We start from the raw sequence: 17,056 nt of genomic DNA on the forward strand, positions 1-17,056 counted from the left end.
CCACCGGTCACGTGTGGGCGCGGAGGAACCTCACGAGGTCGTCGGTGGCGCGCCGGGAGACGGCCATGATGCGGGGGTAGGTGACCCAGCCGTGGGTCGCCTCCGGGTAGACGTGGACCTCGGTCAGCACCCGTGCTTCTACGAGGCGTTCGGCGTAGCGAATACCCTGGTCACGGAGCACATCGTGGGCCGCGAGCTGTACCAGCGCGGGCGGAAGTCCGCTCAGGTCTTCGGCGCGGAGCGGGGCCGCCCGGGCATCCGTACGCACCGGATCGGCGGGGTCGTCGCCCAGGTAGAGGTCGAAGAACCGGCGCATGTCCGTTTGGTGCAGAACGGGTTTCTCGGCGTTCTGGCGCATCGACCGGTCATCGAGATCGGTGTCGGTCACCGGGTAGATGAGGCCCTGCGCGCCGATCACCGGGCCGCCCCGGTCGCACGTGAGGAGGGTGAGCACTGCGGCGAGGTTGCCGCCCGCGCTGTCGCCGAAGACGGCGAGCCGGCCGGGGTCGCCGCCGAGGCTGCGGGCGTTCTCGGCGGCCCACTCGAGCGCGCTGTACGCGTCGTCGACAGCGGCGGGGAACGGATGCTCGGGGGCGAGCCGGTAGTCGACCGCGATCACGATGGCTCCGAGCTCGGCCGCTACCTGGCTCGGCAGCCAGTCGCACATATCGAGCGCGCCGAAGAGGGTCCAGCCGCCGCCGTGGAAGTAGAGGGCGACCGGGAGGGTCGAGGTGTCGCGGGTGGCCGGGGCGGCGGCGGCGGTGGGCGGGGCGCTGCGTGTGGGTCGGGTGGGCGCGGGGCGAGCGCGTGCGGTGCGAGCGGGCGCGGTGCGAGCGGGCGCGGTGCCCGGTTTCGGCCGGTAGATGCGCACGGGCAGGTCCCCGGCGGGAGTCGGGATGGTGCGATCATCCACCAGCACGCCCCGGTGCCGCGCGCCGAACAGCAGGCGGCGGGCGAACGCGGGCACGTGCTGCATCGTCTGGTTGTGCGCGATGTCCTTCGGCGTCATGGTGGCGACGTGCATGGAGGGGAAGCGGTCCATCACCCGGCCCCAGGCGAGCACGCGGCGGGGGATCGCGGTCATCGGCTGTGCTCGCGGGCGGGTGTGCCGGCGGTGCTGCGGCCGCTGTCGCCGCCGCGGCCCCCGCGGCCGCCGCTGCCGCCGCGGGGGCCGCCGCCGCTGGTGCCGCCGTGGGTGCCCGCGCCGCCGCCGCCCACATACCCGCGGTCGTCTGTCAGCCGGGGTGACCGGGGGACCTCGCCCGATGCCACTCCCGCGCTGAACACCGACAGTGCCACATCGCTTCGGCCGAGGGACAGGCGCTTCCGCAGCAGTCCGTGCGCGAGCGGCGAGTCGATGAGTTCGGAGTGCGGCGAGACGACGAGGCCGAGCGTGTGGGCGTGCAGCCACAGGCGTTGCAGCACGCGTCCCGCCTCCAGGGCGTCGGGTTCCGAGACGCCGATCCGGCTGTCCATCGCGGCCGTGGTGCGCGGGCCGTCATCGAGCGCGGCCAGCCGGGCGTTCGCGACCAGCACCAGGTGCGTCGCCGACTCTGGGTCGCTCTCGCTGAGCGAGAGGGCGAGCGGGCGCAGGGTGCGCGCCCGTTCGAGCGACTCGGCGGCGCGGCCCACCACCCCGGCTGCCCCCACGAGCGGGTTCTGGATGCGCCGCCACCGCGTCGCGGGCGCAGCGAGCCGGGCCAGCGGGGCCGGGATGCCGAGCATCGCGTCGGTCATCCCGTCACGGGTGTAACGCGGATGGGCGGGGTCGAGCCGCAGCCACTGCAGAAGCTCCTTCGCCACACTCGGGCGCGACGCCGTGAACGCGATGCCGAGCCGGCTGAGGTACGCCATCGCCTTGTCGTCGAGCCGCCGGAGGGTGAGCCACGGCGGCAGGTCGACGTCGCTGAGCGTGTCCCAGGTGGCCGGATGCCCGACCAGCCGGCCCCGGAAAACCGCCCTGTCGCGCACGTCGGCGGACGTGAAGGGGTGCGCGCGGTGCGCCGGCGCGGTGCCGGGCGGGGTGCCGGTGGAAGCGGCGGGGGTGGGCAACGCGGTGCCGGGCGGGGCGACAGGTGGCAGGGAGGTGGAGCGCACAGATCCGGTGGCGGGCGGAGTCCCTGTAGGTGGGGGCGGGGTGCCGGCCGGGGTGCCGGTGGGGACGAGGCTGACCCGCAGCACGGGGCGTGCGCCGTCGGCCGGGCCGGTCAGCGGGAGTTCCTCGAGCCGTTCGAGCTGGGCCAGGGTTTCGACGCGGGTGTCGAAACCGGCCTCCGCGGCGCCGATCGCGAAGCTCTCGACCCAGGCGCCGAGCGCGAGCACGACGTCACGGAAGCTCGGATCCCCCGCAGGCAGCGTGCGGCTCGGCACGACGCACACCTCGATGGCTGCGCCACCTGCGTCGGCGCCGCTGGCCGCACCGCCACCGCCGGACGCACCGCCGGACGCGCCATCGCCTGCCGCACCGCCATCGGCCGCGCTGCCTGTCGCGCCGGCGACGGCATCCCCGCCACCTCCGACGATGTGCGGCGACCACGGCTGCGTGTTGTGCGGCGACGGCGCGCGTCCCGCCAGCGTGATCAGGCTCGCGAGCAGGTCGGCGGTGGGGTGGTCGGTCACGGGGTGGCTCCCTCGGATGTGGGCGGTGGCGCGGCGGGCGGTGGCGCGGCAGCGGTGGGCCGCGCGGCGGTGGTCGGCGGAGGCGCGACGGCACCCCGGGCATCCGCTGAGTCGCCTGCGGCGGCAGCCCGGGCATCCAGAGCCTGCCCCTGCTGCAGCGGGCGCCGGTAGAACGTGTAGCCGTGCAGCGTCCGCCCGCCGAAGCGTGCGAACTGGGCTGTCGAGGCGGGGTTATCGCGGCCGACGTAGGTGCTCCGGAGCGCGCGGTACCCGCCGGCGACCAGGTTCGCCTGCAACTGCCGGCTCAGCAGGCTGAGGATGCCCTGCCCCTGCCGCTCGGGATCCGTGCCTTGGATCACGAGGATCGCCTCGCGGCGGTACCGACCACGCGTCAGGAGCAGCTGCACCTGGTGGAGCGGCCCGAGCCGACCGCCGACCCGCTGCACGAACTCGGTGATGTCGGGTACGACGAGCACGAACGCCACCGCCCTGCCCGACGCGCTGTCGCGGGCGAGCAGGAGCAACTGCTCGTCGAGCAGGAACGTGAGGCCGTCGGTCGCCGAAGCCATCTCGGCCGCGGAGATCTCGGTGTAGTACGGCAGCTGGGCGAACGACGCGTTGAGGAGAGTGAGCAGTTCGGGCACGAGCCGCTTCATTTCACGCTTCGAGCCGTGAGCCAAGGTCAGGCCGGCGGCCGCCCATTCGGCGGGCGTCGGTTCGGCTGCCGGGGCCGCGCCCATTTCGACGAGCCAGGTGTCGGCCTCGCCCCAGCGCTCGAAACCTTCCGCCTCGTAGACGATCGGCACGAATTCGTCGTTCCAGGCGGAGTCGACGAACCCGCGCTCGCCGAACCCGGAGGTGATGACGCCTCCGGCCTGGTTGGGCAGCAGCGAGACCGGTCCGAAGAGGGCGTCGGCGGAGCCGCCCGACCGCGCGCGTGCGCGCCGGTCGAGTTCGGCGAAGAGCGCGCTCGCCGCCTCCCCGTCACGGAACTCGGTCGCCCCGAACAGCTGCAGCCGCTCGCCGAATTTTGCGTCGAGCCGCCGGTCGGTGTGGGAGGTCGTGCGGCCGACGACGGTTCCGCTGCTGTCGCGGGCGAGCAGCAGGTCGATGGGCTCCGGATGCGGGCTCCGCCCGGTGAACCACGACCGGATGCTCGCCTCCAGCAGAGGCACCGCGAGGTTCCGCGGCTGGAGGCCGAGCGGCATCGCGATGAACTCGTCGAGTGCGGCGCGGGTGCTGACCTGCTCCACGGTGACGGTCACGGCGCCTCCCCATCGGCGCGTGGCGCGGGTGGCTCCGGGGCGCCGGGCGCCGGGGGTGCGGGGGTGGCGGGCGCCGGGTGTGCCTGGGCTGCGGTGGGCGCCGGAGGTGTGCTGTCCTCGGGAGCCACCGCGTTGTCGGCAGGTGCCTCGCCCGGCGCGAGGTGCAGGCGGATGTAACCACCGGTGCCGTTCCTGGTGTCGCGGGTGATCCATTGCATGAGAGTGCGGTGGGCCGGAAGCCTGGCGAATGACAGGAGATCGTCGCGCGTGGCGAAGAAGGCGAGGGTTCCGAGGGTGAAGGGCGGCTCCCAGTACACCGTGTGCCACACGTAGCCGCGGAGCGTCTGCATGCGCGCCACCATCGGATACCACGTGCGTGACAGCTGCACGAGCGCCCGCGGGCCGCGGTACTTGGTCGCCCCGATGAACATCGCGCGGGCATCCGTCACCGGTATCCCGCCCCCCTGCTCCTGAATCGAAACCCCGAAAGTTGTCGCTCTGGCTCGCGGATACCGACTACTTTCGGGGTTTCGATCGGCCGTGGCCGTGGCCGTGGCCGTTCCCGTGGTCGTGGGCCGGGCGACGGGCGGGCCGGCGGAGCCGCGCGCGGCCTCGACCGAGGTGGGGGTGAAGGTGGGGATGTGCGCCATCACGTTGCCTTCCGCGCGCCAGACGCCGTTGCTGTACCCGCTCGGGTCGGCGGCGAGTACGGCCGTGGATGTCGCGGCCCCCGTCCCCGCTCGGCCGAGTGCCTCGGTGGCGGTGTGGGCGTCGCGGGCGGTGGCGAAGCACGCGACGACACCCTGCGAGAACCCGCGGCGCGTGAACCGCTTGGACCAGATGTGGCCGTCCGCGCGCTGAAGCGCCGTGGCGATCTCGCCGGGGGACAGGGCGGATGCCTCAGCGCGGCCCCGCGACCCGCGGGCGACCTCCACCACGACCATCGCCTCGGCCTGCCCCTGCTTCGGCGCCCGCGAGAAGTCGGTGGTCCTCATGGCCCCTCGGCGCCCGCCGCGCCGCCCGCGGCACCGCTGCCACCCGCGGCACCGCCGGCACCCGCCTCGCCGCCCGCGGCACCGCCGCCCCCCGCAGCGCCACCCGCGGCGCCCGCCGCGCCACTCGCACCGGCTACCGGCGCGGCACCGCCGCCGCCCGCCGCACCGCGGTCCGCGGCATCCACCAGGTACACGTTCTTGATCTTCGACGACCCGTGCTCGAACACTCCCGTGCCGTGGTCGTGCACCTCGACGCGCACGTCGGCGGCCGTCGGATCCTCCTCGAGCGACTGGGCGATGTCGCGCGAGACGCTCGCGAGGTGGCGGAGCACGCCGGCGGCCGACGCCTCGCGCAGGGCCTGCCGGTCATCCGGAGCCAGCGAGGCACCGGCGCGCAGCTGCAGGTGGATGACCGGCCGCTGCTCGAGCCCGCCGATGTCGAGCAGGCTGAGCTTGAACGACTCGATGTTCGACGCATAGGGATTGTCGAGGTACAGACCGTTCTCCACGTCGATCGGATAGATGTTGGCCCCCATGTAGGAGATCGTGGAATCTTTCCGCCCGAAGAGCAGCACGAACGGCAGCTTCATGCGCTGCGAGGAGAACGCCCGCTCGAAGGCGAGTGCAAGACGCGGGAACCGGCCCACGAGCGCCTGCATCTCGGGGAACGTCACGATCGCCGCCTCGTCACCGATGTTGTAGCGCACCTTCGGGCTCATGATCGCGGTCGAGTTGAGCGTCACGAGCAGTTCGCCCTCGGCGGTGGTCTCGAGGTAGGTCTCGAGCGGGTTGTACTGGAACACCATCGGCGTGCGGTCTTCGCCCTCGCCGAGCACGAGCTCGCGCAGATCGGCGTTCGCCACGAGGCTCCGGCGCAACCACACCGAGAGGTCGCTCTCGCCGGCCATGCCGATCGTGAGGTCGGAGGCGCCGTACCCCGAGTAGACCCGCACGAACCGCTTCTCGATGTAGTCGCGGAGCCCCTCGGTGAGCGCTTCGCCGCCGACGAAACCGTTGAGTTCGTGGGCGTCCCAGTCGAAGCCGTCGGCGTCGAGGCGATCGCGCAGGTGCTTCAGGAAGGGTGGGTAGGCGCTGACGAGATAGGTGTAACCCGGCCCGAAGTGCGCGAGAGTGTCGACGATCTTGTCGATGTCGGGCCCGGTGTTCTTCACCATCGCCACCTTCGACATGGCAAGACCCGTGTTCGTTCCGGTGGCCCACGCTCCCATCGAGAAGGCGTTGATGCAGAACAGCCGGCGGCTGCCGAAGAGCAGGGTGATGTAGCCCGCCACGTTCTTGTGCACCGTGTCGAGTTCGTCTTTCGAGCGCATCCAGTTGTAGGGGGTGCCGCTCGAACCGCTCGACTCGTCGACGACGGTTCCAATGGTGACGATCTCACCGTTCCAGCAGCGATCCTCCTCCGAGAAGCGGTCGACGTACTCCTTCTTCGACGTCGGCTGGTACGACGACAGGTTCCACCAGTCGAAGACGAAGTCGTGCTCGTCGAGGTAGCGGCGGTAGGCCGGTACGTCGAGGTAGGCCTGCTGGCAGATGGCCCAGGCGTTCCAGCGGGCGAAGCGTTCGAACGACGGGTGGTAGTGCCGGGCGGTGAAGCGCCACAGCACAGGGTGCAACCGGTAGACCCCGTAGAAGGCGGTGACGATCGCCGTCGAGAGGCGCAGCACGGCCTGCCGGAGCAGCCGAGTCGGGCGCGGCGTGGGGCGGCTCAGCCTGGACAAGCGATCTCCTCCCGGGGATGCCGCGTCGATCATCCCCGGGAACAGTCTAGGCGGTCAAGCCGCGTCAAGCTGAGAATTCGTCACCGCTCGATCGCGCTCGCAGAAATCCTAGGCGAGACCGAGTTGCTGCAGCATCCCGAGCTGGTCGCTGCTGCCCCAGCGTTCGACCATCTTGCCGTTCTCGAACCGGCTGATCTGCAGGCCGCGGAAGGACACACTGCGGCCGGTCGCGTCGTGGCCCATCAGCGGGCCCTGGTGGGTGCCGGTCGCCGTGTAGGCGAAGGACACGTCGGTGTCATTTGCGACGAGCCTCTCGACCTCCAGCGCAAAGTCGGGGAAGGCCGTGACGAGCTCGGTGAACAGCGCCTTGTAGCCTTCAGGGCCGGCGACCTGGCCGGGGCCCGGGTCGTTGTCGACACAGTCGGCCGCGACGAGGTCGTCGAACGCGGCGAAGTCACGGTTGTTCACCGCTTCGCCGAACTTCTGCTGCACTTCGATGTTGGATTCCTCTGACATGTCGTTGCCTTTCTGTCGCGGGGTACACGTCCGTGCCCCGTTCCGAGACTATGTTCACGGCCCGACTCCAGGCAGAGGGTTGCGCGGGGGCGGGGAAACCGACAGCCTCCGGGACCGGCGGGCCGGTCATCCACCGCACTATTCTGGAGACGACGGACGCAGCACAGCCTGCCGGTCGGAGGAGATCACGATGGTGTTGAACGGTGTCGGAGTCGGACGATCGGTCGCCGTGGGGCCGACGCTGCGGATGCCCGAACCCCTCTCCGAGCCGGTCGACGAGGTCGCCACAGAGCCGCAGCAGGAGGCGTTCGCGCGCGTGCAGGCCGCCCTCACTGCCGTCTCCGAAGACCTGTCGGCGCGGGGTGAGAAGGCCGGCGGGCAGGCGCAGGACGTGTTGAACGCCCAGGCGCTGATGGCCGCCGATCCGACCATCGTCGAAGACATCGAGGCCCGGCTCGGCGACGGCAAGACGGGTGAGCGCGCCGTATTCGAGGCCTATGCCGGCTTCCGCGACCTGCTCGTGCAGATGGGCGGCTACATGGCCGAACGAGCCACCGACCTCGACGATGTCTCCCGCCGCGTGATCGCGCAGCTGAGGGGCGTGCCGGCGCCGGGCATCCCCGAATCGGACGCCCCGTTCATCCTCGTCGCCCACGACCTCGCGCCCGCAGACACGGCGCTGCTCGACCTCGGGAAGGTGATGGGGTTGATCACTCGCGAAGGCGGGCCGACCTCGCACACCGCGATCCTGGCCCGGTCGAAGTCGATCCCCGCAATCGTCGGGGTGGAGGGTGCCGAGAACCTCGCCGACGGCACCCTGGTGGTTCTGGATGCCGCGGCCGGCACCGTCGACACGTCGCCTTCAGAGGCCGATGTTCTGGATGCCCGGCAGCGCATCGCCGAACGCGCCGCCCTCGCGGCGGCCCCGCTCACGCCCGGTGCGCTCGCCGACGGAACCCCGGTGCCGCTGCTCGCCAACCTCGGCTCGGCCGACGGTGCCGCCGAGGCGCTGGCGGCGGGTGCGGAGGGTGTCGGGCTCTTCCGTACCGAGTTCCTCTTCCTCGACGCGAGCGCCGCGCCGACGGTCGAGGAGCAGTACGTCGAGTACGAGCGGATGCTGCGCGCCTTCGTCGGCAAGAAGGTGGTCGTTCGCGTGCTCGACGCCGGCGCGGACAAGCCGCTGAGCTTCCTGAACGATGCGCCGGAGGAGAACCCGGCGCTCGGGCTCCGTGGCATCCGGGCGCTGCGGGCGAGCGAGCAGATCCTCATCGACCAGCTGACGGCGCTCGCGCGGGCGGAGGAGGCGGTGAACGGCGCCGGTGTGCTCGGGGCTGGGAGGCACGGCGGGGGTGGTGCGGGTGAGCGAGTCGACCTGTGGGTGATGGCCCCGATGGTGGCCGACGCCGACGACTCCGAGTACTTCACGACCGTCGCCCGGGAGCTCGGTATCCAGGTGGCTGGAGTGATGGCCGAGGTGCCCTCCTCCGCGCTCGTCGCCGACCAGATCTTCGAGACGGCCGACTTCGTCAGCATCGGCACGAACGATCTGACGCAGTACACCCTCGCGGCCGACCGCCTGCTCGGCTCTGTCGCGAACCTGCAGGATCCGTGGCATCCGGCCGTCTTGAGGCTCGTCGGGATGCTCGGCCGGGCCGGCCGTGACGCCGGCAAGCCGGTCGGGGTGTGCGGCGAGGCCGCGGCGGATCCGCTGCTCGCGGTGGTGCTGGTCGGACTCGGCGTCACCTCGCTCTCGATGACCCCGGCCGCGATCGCCGACGTGCGGGCGGAGCTTGCACGGCACACGACCGTGGAGGCGGAGGCGCTCGCCCGGGCGGCGCTGAAGGCGACCTCGGCGTCGAGGGCCCGCACCGCGGTCAGCCGGCTCGCCGCCGCGAACGCGGTGGGCTAGGGAGTCTCGCGGTCAGCGATTCTCCTGCACGCCGACGGCGTTTCGCGGCTCGCCCACGGCCGTTTCGCGGGCTCGCCCAGCGATGACACGGCCCTGTCAGACGCGACAGGTACCCTTTCCCCATGACCACCCCGCGGCCCCGTCGACACTCGCCGAAGGTGTACCGCCGGCGGCGGGCCGTCCTGCTGCTGGGGCTGCTGGCGGTTGTCGTGGTCGTGCTGCTGATCATCCTGAAGCCCGGTTCCGGCAGTGGTTCTCCGTCGGTCGGCAACCAGCAGGCGGCTGTGCCGAACGCGTCGACCTCGCCGACCGGTGGTTCGGCACCGGATGTCGCGGGCGCTGCCGCCCCGGAAGCCGCCGCCGGCGCGGCCACCGACGGTGCAGCGACCGACGGTTCCGCCGCGTGCGCCGCCGGGAACATCACCGTCACCGCCATCACCGACGCGAGCAGCTACGCAGCCGGTTCCCTGCCCCAGCTGTCGTTCAGCATCGTCAACACCGGATCCTCGCCGTGCACCATCAACGCCGGCACCTCGAAGCAGGTCTACACGATCACCAGCGGTACCGAGGTCTACTGGCTGTCGACCGACTGCCAGAGCGACCCATCCGACACCCCCGCGATGCTTGAGCCCGGTGTCGTCGTGACGTCGACGCCGTTCGCGTGGAACCGCGTGCGCTCTTCGCCGTCGACGTGCTCAGGCACCCAGGCCGCCGTGCCCGCAGGCGGCGCCTCGTACCACCTCACGGTCTCGGTCGACGGCATCGCCTCGGCGGCGACCACCCAGTTCATCCTCACCTGACGCTGGGCCCCTGACCCACCGCGCCACGCGCTTGAGGGCGAGGTGCCCGGTCGCCCGAGTCCCCGTGGGAACGGGGGACTCAGGCGGCCTGAGAAGGGCCGACTCGGTGCTAGGAACACCGTGTGAGCCAGCAGCAGATTTCGGGCTGCGTCTCTACCATATTCCCCCCATCGCTGCGGAGGCCATCACCCAAAAAAGGGGGGACCCGTACAGGGGTGACACGCCGGTAGGGCTGCGTGCTGTACAAAGGTAGGGACAGCGAAGAGCAAGTTTCGGGTTGCTCGAGCTGATCGGGTGGGGTTTTCCGGCTGCTGTCTGCTAGGAACAGGCGACAGTCGGCCCCCGCCGCGGCGCGGCCGCTGTGTACTCCCAGGGGCCGCGCCGTCCTCGTTCTGACGGAACACCTCAAACGACTGGATGGATCTCAGGATGTCGGGGGGAGGGGGATGGCGCACCGCAGCCAGCTGTTGCGGTGGATGACTCCCCAATCGATGTCGTGGCCGTGCTCGCGGCACACGTCCAGAGTCATGGGCGTGCCGCGGTGGGACAAGGTGAGTCGTCGCGTCGCGGGTTCTGCGCAGTCGTCCATCCCACAGCGCTCGGTGTCGTCGGAGACAGGCCCGGGAGGGGTCTCGGCCGCTGGTGCGGCAGGGGTCGTCGGTTCGTGTGCGCCTGACATGGATCCCGCCTTCTCCGTGGTGTGGGATCTTCGTCGCGAAAACCCCGGGTGCCGGATCACTGGGTGAGGTGAGGGCGTGCGAGCTCCTTGTGGGAACAATCAGTACAATATGACATATTAATACTCTGGTTTACCAGCCAGAGCCTCTCATTCGGCAGAGAGCGTTCATCCGTCGCGGTTAGCATCACGGTATGTCCACAGCGCGCCCTCGCAGACCGGCTTCCCCGCATGACCAGTTGACGGGGGGCGAGGGCTCCCTGCTCGAGGTGTCGACGGCCCAGGGCCTCGCCCGCGGCATCCGGGAGCACGGCGTCGAGACGTGGCGAGGGCTGCCGTACGCGCGGCCTCCCGTCGGCGAACTGCGGTTCCGGGCACCGTTCCCGCCCGAGGCCTGGCATGGCGTACGCGATGCGAGCCGTTTCGGGGCCGTCGCGCCGCAGTCCCGCGAGGGCAACTTCATCGGCGCAGCGAAGAACGCGCCGATGAGCGAGGACTGCCTCACGCTCAACGTGGTGCGACCGGCAGGCTCGCGGATGCCCGGGGCCGACGATTCCGGGCATGCAGAGCCTCTGCTGCCGGTGATGGTGTTCGTCCACGGCGGCGCGTACAGCGTCGGGTCTTCCGCTGAGGTGCCGCACAACGGGGACACGCTCGTACGCCAGGGGAACGTCGTCTACGTGAGTATCAACTATCGCCTCGGAGCGCTCGGATTCCTCGACTTCACGGCGTATTCCACACCGGAGCGCACGATCGAGAACAATCTCGGTCTGAAGGACTGTGTGGCTGCCCTCGAGTGGGTGGCGGCGAACATCCGCGCGTTCGGAGGTGACCCTGACCGTGTGACCCTGTTCGGGGAATCGGCCGGCGCAAACGCCGTGACAACGTTGATGACGGTGCCCCGGGCATCCGGACTCTTCGCTCGTGCCATCGCGCAGAGCTCACCGACGAACGCGGTGTATCCGCCATCGCAGACGAGGCTGTGGGCGTCCGAGTTCGTCGAGCTGCTGAGCGCCCGCGTCGCGAACGACAGCGTGGAGAACACGAGTGCCGAGGATGCCGGCCAGTTGCTCGTGTCGGCTGACTGGCATGACCTCATTCGCGCGACGGATGCCCTCACGACGACCGCGCCGGACCTTCATCCCGGCACCATCGCACTGTGCCCGGTGATCGACGGCGACTTCCTGCCCGAACGACCGCTCGATGCGTTCAAAGCCGGGCGGGCGCATCCCGTTCCACTCATCATCGGCACGAACGACCGCGAGGGGTCCCTGTTCAGCGGGCGGCTCGACATTCTCGCGACGACGCCGAAACGGATCCGGGCGATCTTCTCGAACACCAAGAAGAAGGCGCGGAAAGCGATCAAAGGAGAGTACCCGGGCCTGCCGGCAAAGCGTGCGGCAGCGGACTTCGGCGGCGACTACGCGTTCTGGTACCCGACGGTGAAGGTGGCGGAGCGGCACGCACGGTTCGCGCCGGTGTACTTCTACCGTTTCGACATCGCCCCGCGGCTGGTGCGGCTCGCAGGGTTCGACGCGACCCACGGACTCGAACTCTTCGCGCTGTTCGACCGGATGGGTGGGGCCTTCGGGCGCACGATGACGGTGCTGGGTGGGCGGCGGGCGTTCCTTGCGGCGGGGGCGCGCATGCGCGAGTACTGGGTGAGGTTCGCGTACACCGGGTCGGTGGGTGCCGGCGGCGTTCCCGGCATCGCGAAGAGCGTGATCGAATGGCCGCTCTATGACGGAGAATCTCGTCAGACGCTCGTCATCGACGAGTCGGACCGCATCGAACGGGACCCGCGAGCCTCCCGCCGCCTGGCCTGGCAGGCCTTCGTGCCGCACGTGTGATCCCTCCCGCCCCCGCCCGGATCCGCGGCGGGAAGGGCGTGAAGTGGCTGGTCCCGACCCGGACGTGGCCGCGCGTGGCCGGACGTGGCCGGACGTGGCCGGACGTGGCCGCGCGTGGCCGCATGGCACCCTCGCGGTCCGAAGGGACCCGAATCGCGGCATGGCGGTCACGTTCGGACGATATGCGTCCCTTCGCCCGCGCCTGAAGGCGCGCGGGTTGCGCGCGGGGCAGAGGCGGCGCGGGGTAGAGGCGGCGCATAGTGCGCGGGTGCGGGTGCGGATGCGCGGGGCCGGGGGGCGGAACGGGGGTGCGGGCGCAGCCGTGACGCGGGCGTGATCGGGACCGGAAGCGCGGGGCCGGCCGGGCGGACCGCCGGCTGGGTGCCCGAGGTCGACGACTCCTACGCCGCCTCGAAAGCCGTCGAGAACGCCTGGCGGATGCTTGTCTGGCCGGGGCCGAGGATGTTCGTGAAGCCCAGCCGGCGCGCCTCCGTCGCGCGCAGGTCGCTCGACGTCACCGGACGCACCTCGCCCGCGAGACTGATCTCCCCGAAGGCGAGGAAGTTGTGCGGCAGCGCCCTGTCGTTGTTGGCGGAGGCGATGGCCAGCGCGATCGCGAGGTCGGCCGACGGGTCGGTGAGCTTGACCCCGCCGACCGTCGACACGTAGACGTCTTTGTCGGAGAGCTTCACCTTCAGGCGCCGCTCGAGCACCGCCAGCAGCATTGACACCCGGGAGGAGTCGACGCCGTTCGTCACCCGCCGCGGGTTCGGTGCCGTCGTCGCCACGACGAGCGCCTGCACCTCGACGGGCAGCGCGCGACGGCCCTCGAGCGCGACGGTGACGCAGGTGCCGCTGACGGCTTCTACCCCGCGGCTGAGGAACAGCCCGCTCGGGTCGGGTACCTCGCGGATGCCCTCGCCGGTCATCTCGAAGCAGCCGACCTCGTCGGTCGGGCCGAACCGGTTCTTGAGCGTGCGAACGAAGCGCAGCGCGGTCTGCCGGTCGCCTTCGAACTGGCAGACGACGTCGACCAGGTGTTCCAGCACGCGCGGCCCCGCGATGGAGCCGTCTTTCGTGACGTGCCCGACGAGCAGCACCGGGAGCGACCGCTCCTTCGCCACGCGGATGAGCGCCGACGCAACGGCCCGCACCTGTGTGGGGCCGCCGGCGGCCCCCTCGATCTGTGAGCTGCTCACGGTCTGCACCGAGTCGACGATGACGAGGTGCGGCATGACGGCGTCGATCTGGCCGAGGATCGTGGCGAGATCGGTCTCGGCCGCCAGCATCAGTGTGGGGGAGAGGGATCGGGTTCGCTCGGCCCGCATCTTGATCTGCCCGACGGACTCCTCGGCGCTGACGTACAGCACCCGCAGGTGTTCCTGCGCCGCGCGCGCGGCAACCTCGAGCAGCAGGGTCGACTTGCCGACACCCGGTTCGCCCGAGAGCAGGATCGCCACCCCCGGCACGAGCCCTCCGCCCAGCACGCGGTCGAACTCGGTGATGCCGGTCGCCCAGTGCATCGCCGCATCGGTCTCGATCTCGGTGATCGGCCGTGCGATGCTCGCCTGGTCGATGTTGACGGCGCGCACCTGGCCCTGCAGCCCGGTGGACTCCGCCGCGGAGACGACGGTGCCCCACGCCTGGCACTCGCCGCAGCGCCCGGCCCAGCGGAGGGTCGTCCACCCGCACTCGGTGCACTTGAAGTTGCTGAGGGGTTTCGTCGGCATGCCCCAACCCTAGGCTGGGCCACCGACACTCCCGGGAGCCGCGGCGGAACCGGTGGAGAAACACGAATGCCCGCCCCCTGTGGAGGAGACGAGCATCCAGAACCCGGAAAGGGCAGCGTGGGTTACGCCTCGGGATCGACCGGGTCGGCGAGCTTCTTGCCCTGCGACGCGAGCGTGGCGGAGCGTTCGGCCAGGCGACGACGCACCTCGGCCTGGGCGTCTTCGATGACCTGCGGGTCGAGGGGCGGGTTCACGTTGTTCGATGCACCGTGGTACTTCTCGATGTAGGCGTCGAGCTCGGGGCCCGACTCCCACGATGTGATCAGGCAGTAGCGCGGCTCGGGGCCGACCTGCCAGACAGCGTGCCAGAAACGCTGGGTGTCGACGATGACCTGCGCACCGGCGGGAAGCGGGATGCGCACCTCGGTGTCGGGATTGAAACGGTCTTCGCGAAGGATCAGCACCGACGACGGGTCATCCGACAGGTTGAAGAAGCCCCGCACGATCCATCCGGTGCCCTCGGGGTTCAGCCGGTTGTTGTCGTCCTGGTGCAGGTTGTAGATGGCGTTCGTGTAGTCGTTCGGCTGCAGTTCGATCACGCGGCAGCGGCCGATGTTCGCACCCGGCTCCTCGGCGCGGGCCTTCAGGATGGGCGCGACATCCACATTCGCCTGCACCCAGACGCCGTCTTTGTCGGTGCGCGGGGGCGTGTGGTTCCAGAACCCGTTGCACTCCATCTCGCCGAACGCGCTCGCGAGGGGGGCGAAGCGGGTGACGCCGGATGATTTCCAGTCGACGAACTCTAGGTCGAGCCATTCTTTCGGGTCGGCGGCCTGGTCGTAGGAGTCGAGGACGACGTAGCCCTTTTCCGCAAAGGCGGCCGAGGTGATGAAGCTCATTTGGGGAAATGTGCCCTTCTTGTCAGAGACCGAGCGCGTTTGTACAGGGTCCGGTAAGGCGAGCCTAACACTCGGCGCCCGCCGCGTTCCGGGGAATCCGGCCCCGTCACAGAGTGGGGAATCGTCGGAAGACTTCTGTGTCTGCGACGGTGTGCCGCTGCCCGCCAGAGAGCACGATGTCACCCCCGTCGACCGTCAGCTGGGTCGAGTGCGCGGCGAGGGCGGCGAACTTCGAGGCTCGCTGGGGGCCGAGCGGTACGACGACGTCGCTCCCACCAAAGGGTGCATCCCCGTCCCAGTCGGCGACCACCCTATAGAGAGGTATGCCCGTCGCCTTCGACACCGCGACGGCGGCGTCGTGCATCCGCACGTGGTCCGGATGCCCGTACCCACCCCTCTCGTCATAACTGACCAACAGGCGCGGCGCTACATCCCGCACTACGACGAGGATGTCATCGACGATCTCGTCGATCGGGGCGAGGCTCAGTGCGTCGAAAGGAGCGTCGTCGGCCGCAACGGCCGTGCCGTCAGGACCCCACTGCATGCCCGAATCGGCATATATGCGAGGGGCCGACCCGACGGCCCGCGCGCTGTGCGCCTCCGTCGATGCCCCGGCCCCGAGGAAACGATGGTCGGCGACTCCGAGCGCATGCATCGCCGCTGCGAGTTCGGTGACGCGGACTCCGGCGAGTTCCGGGGTGCCCTCCAGAGACTTGAGCGGCCCCGGCACCACCTCTCCACGCTCACCGCGTGTTCCGGTGACGAGTACCACGCGACATCCATCCGCCACCAGCCGTGCCATCAGCCCGCCGGTGGCTAGCGTCTCGTCGTCGGGGTGGGCGTGCAGCAGCACCACGGATGCCCCGGGGTGGCCTTCGAGTTCGGGGAACAGCATGCCTCTAGCGTATTGCGCCCGCTTAGGGGATGCCGCGGCGGCGATGGGCATCGGGCCGCACGGCGGCGGCGCGCTACCCTTGGGGGATGGCATCCCGCATCCAGGTCGACGTCAGCCGCGTGTATTCGGCGAAGCGCGACACGTATGCCCGCGTCAACACGATCGGCACGACCGGCGTGCGTCCGTTCGTGCTGGTGCCCGGGATCGGTGTCTCCTCAACGTACTTCGAGCGACTCGCTCCGAACCTGAACGAGTTCGGCCCGGTGCACGCCCTCGACCTGCCCGGCTTCGGGGGAGTGCCGCACCCGGACGACGCCATGACGATCCGCCAGTACGCCGACCTCGTGGGCAAGGTCATCGACGACCTCGCGTTGAACGATCCCGTCATCGTGGGGCACTCGATGGGCACGCAGATCGTCAGCGACCTTGTCTCACGCCGGCCGGAGATCTCGACGGTGGTGCTGATCGGGCCGGTCGTGAACCGCCATGAACGGTGGATCGCCCGCGCAGCCGTCCGCTTCCTCCAGGCCGCCTGGCATGAACCGTTCAAGGTGAAGTTCCTCGCGATCAGCGCGTACGCGCTCTGCGGCTTCAAATGGTTCTCGCGGATCCTGCCGAAGATGATGTCGTACCCGATCGAGAGGGCGCTGCCGAACATCCAGGCGCACACGCTCGTGATTCGCGGCGAATTCGATGCGGTTGCGCCCCGGGACTGGGTCGAGGAGGTCGGTCGTCTGCTGCCGAACTCGCGACTCTGGGAGATGCCGGGCGCCGCGCACTCGGTCATGCACGCGCACGCCGAAGAAGTCGCACGGCTCTGCGTCGAGCACGCGGAGCAGGCGACGAGTGGTGAGCCGCTGCGCGACTCCGACACCCTGCGCGTCTACGACACCGATGCCGACGACATTCCCGATGCGCCGCCGCCGGTGTCGGTTCCGGATGCCCTGGCCGCCGTCAAAGGCCGCCTGGTCGAATCCGTGGGAATCGCGCGCGGCGACGACGATCTGATCGCGCGCGGCAAGACACAGCACGCTGAAGCAATGGAGCAGGCCGGTGATGCGTCGCGCGTGTCAGCCTCGGAGCGCGAGCGCGTCGGCGAAGAGGCGCGCGCGGCGGCAGCGGCTCGCGGCGAGACGGGCCCGACCAGCGGCACCGACTGACTC

14 protein-coding genes are annotated in these 17,056 nt (G+C 70.4%); 4 read left to right on the forward strand and 10 right to left on the reverse strand.

The genetic code is table 11. The features are described 5' to 3' along the window. Positions 1 to 7 precede the first annotated feature (7 nt). The 6 genes from FB464_RS18150 to FB464_RS18175 form a co-directional block, all read right to left on the reverse strand. On the reverse strand, positions 8 to 1,084 hold the full coding sequence (locus FB464_RS18150) for an alpha/beta hydrolase (protein ID WP_116415783.1): 1,077 nt from the start codon (positions 1,082 to 1,084) through the stop codon (positions 8 to 10). After that, entirely contained in the window at positions 1,081 to 2,619 is a 1,539-nt protein-coding gene (locus FB464_RS19945; RefSeq protein WP_170151974.1) for a hypothetical protein, read from the reverse strand. Before FB464_RS19945 ends, FB464_RS18150 begins: the two co-directional genes overlap by 4 nt. Further along, positions 2,616 to 3,884, reverse strand: a complete 1,269-nt coding sequence (locus tag FB464_RS18160; RefSeq protein WP_211327402.1) for a hypothetical protein — start codon at positions 3,882 to 3,884, stop codon at positions 2,616 to 2,618. Before FB464_RS18160 ends, FB464_RS19945 begins: the two co-directional genes overlap by 4 nt. Then, complete coding sequence (locus FB464_RS20035; protein ID WP_211327401.1) at positions 3,881 to 4,879, reverse strand: hypothetical protein; 999 nt, start codon at positions 4,877 to 4,879, stop codon at positions 3,881 to 3,883. The genes FB464_RS18160 and FB464_RS20035 overlap by 4 nt, the downstream gene beginning before the upstream one ends. Beyond that, entirely contained in the window at positions 4,876 to 6,618 is a 1,743-nt protein-coding gene (locus FB464_RS18170; protein ID WP_211327400.1) for a phenylacetate--CoA ligase family protein, read from the reverse strand. Before FB464_RS18170 ends, FB464_RS20035 begins: the two co-directional genes overlap by 4 nt. Before the next feature lie 108 nt (positions 6,619 to 6,726). Then, complete coding sequence (locus tag FB464_RS18175; RefSeq protein ID WP_116415782.1) at positions 6,727 to 7,134, reverse strand: ester cyclase; 408 nt, start codon at positions 7,132 to 7,134, stop codon at positions 6,727 to 6,729. 190 nt (positions 7,135 to 7,324) lie between these two features. Between FB464_RS18175 and FB464_RS18180 the strand changes: the two genes are divergently transcribed. Further along, positions 7,325 to 9,043: a phosphoenolpyruvate--protein phosphotransferase gene (locus FB464_RS18180; protein WP_116415781.1), complete on the forward strand. Its 1,719-nt coding sequence runs from the start codon at positions 7,325 to 7,327 to the stop codon at positions 9,041 to 9,043. Positions 9,044 to 9,165: 122 nt separating this feature from the next. Beyond that, positions 9,166 to 9,843 (forward strand): hypothetical protein, encoded by a 678-nt coding sequence (locus FB464_RS18185; RefSeq protein WP_116415780.1) that lies wholly within the window; start codon positions 9,166 to 9,168, stop codon positions 9,841 to 9,843. A gap of 424 nt (positions 9,844 to 10,267) precedes the next feature. Here the strand turns inward: FB464_RS18185 and FB464_RS18190 are convergent, their stop codons facing one another. Further along, positions 10,268 to 10,522, reverse strand: coding sequence for a hypothetical protein (locus FB464_RS18190; RefSeq protein WP_142206755.1), 255 nt, complete (start codon positions 10,520 to 10,522; stop codon positions 10,268 to 10,270). A 191-nt stretch (positions 10,523 to 10,713) separates the two neighbouring features. On the opposite strand from FB464_RS18190, the gene FB464_RS18195 reads away from it, so the two are divergent. Continuing rightward, positions 10,714 to 12,369, forward strand: a complete 1,656-nt coding sequence (locus FB464_RS18195; RefSeq protein WP_116415779.1) for a carboxylesterase/lipase family protein — start codon at positions 10,714 to 10,716, stop codon at positions 12,367 to 12,369. Positions 12,370 to 12,770: 401 nt separating this feature from the next. Here the strand turns inward: FB464_RS18195 and radA are convergent, their stop codons facing one another. From radA to FB464_RS18210, 3 genes are all read right to left on the reverse strand, one after another. Then, the gene (radA, locus tag FB464_RS18200) at positions 12,771 to 14,099 is read right to left on the reverse strand and encodes a DNA repair protein RadA (RefSeq protein ID WP_116415778.1); all 1,329 of its coding nucleotides are present in this window, start codon (positions 14,097 to 14,099) and stop codon (positions 12,771 to 12,773) included. A gap of 122 nt (positions 14,100 to 14,221) precedes the next feature. Next, positions 14,222 to 14,998: a hypothetical protein gene (locus FB464_RS18205; protein ID WP_116415777.1), complete on the reverse strand. Its 777-nt coding sequence runs from the start codon at positions 14,996 to 14,998 to the stop codon at positions 14,222 to 14,224. Between the two features lie 106 nt (positions 14,999 to 15,104). Further along, positions 15,105 to 15,893, reverse strand: a complete 789-nt coding sequence (locus tag FB464_RS18210; protein WP_116415776.1) for a PIG-L family deacetylase — start codon at positions 15,891 to 15,893, stop codon at positions 15,105 to 15,107. Positions 15,894 to 15,979: 86 nt separating this feature from the next. Between FB464_RS18210 and FB464_RS18215 the strand changes: the two genes are divergently transcribed. After that, on the forward strand, positions 15,980 to 17,053 hold the full coding sequence (locus tag FB464_RS18215; RefSeq protein WP_170151973.1) for an alpha/beta fold hydrolase: 1,074 nt from the start codon (positions 15,980 to 15,982) through the stop codon (positions 17,051 to 17,053). Positions 17,054 to 17,056 lie beyond the last annotated feature (3 nt).

Source organism: Subtercola boreus, assembly GCF_006716115.1.
In the GTDB taxonomy this organism is placed as follows: Bacteria; Actinomycetota; Actinomycetes; order Actinomycetales; family Microbacteriaceae; genus Subtercola; species Subtercola boreus.

Coding starts and splice junctions, on each gene's coding strand:
- FB464_RS18180 (WP_116415781.1), top strand. CDS start 7,325: ATGGTGTTGAACGGTGTCGGAGTCGGACGATCGGTCGCCGTGGGGCCG.
- FB464_RS18185 (WP_116415780.1), top strand. CDS start 9,166: ATGACCACCCCGCGGCCCCGTCGACACTCGCCGAAGGTGTACCGCCGG.
- FB464_RS18150 (WP_116415783.1), bottom strand. CDS start 1,084: ATGACCGCGATCCCCCGCCGCGTGCTCGCCTGGGGCCGGGTGATGGAC.
- FB464_RS18175 (WP_116415782.1), bottom strand. CDS start 7,134: ATGTCAGAGGAATCCAACATCGAAGTGCAGCAGAAGTTCGGCGAAGCG.
- FB464_RS18190 (WP_142206755.1), bottom strand. CDS start 10,522: ATGTCAGGCGCACACGAACCGACGACCCCTGCCGCACCAGCGGCCGAG.
- FB464_RS18205 (WP_116415777.1), bottom strand. CDS start 14,998: ATGAGCTTCATCACCTCGGCCGCCTTTGCGGAAAAGGGCTACGTCGTC.
- radA (WP_116415778.1), bottom strand. CDS start 14,099: ATGCCGACGAAACCCCTCAGCAACTTCAAGTGCACCGAGTGCGGGTGG.
- FB464_RS20035 (WP_211327401.1), bottom strand. CDS start 4,879: ATGAGGACCACCGACTTCTCGCGGGCGCCGAAGCAGGGGCAGGCCGAG.
- FB464_RS18210 (WP_116415776.1), bottom strand. CDS start 15,893: ATGCTGTTCCCCGAACTCGAAGGCCACCCCGGGGCATCCGTGGTGCTG.
- FB464_RS18215 (WP_170151973.1), top strand. CDS start 15,980: ATGGCATCCCGCATCCAGGTCGACGTCAGCCGCGTGTATTCGGCGAAG.
- FB464_RS18195 (WP_116415779.1), top strand. CDS start 10,714: ATGTCCACAGCGCGCCCTCGCAGACCGGCTTCCCCGCATGACCAGTTG.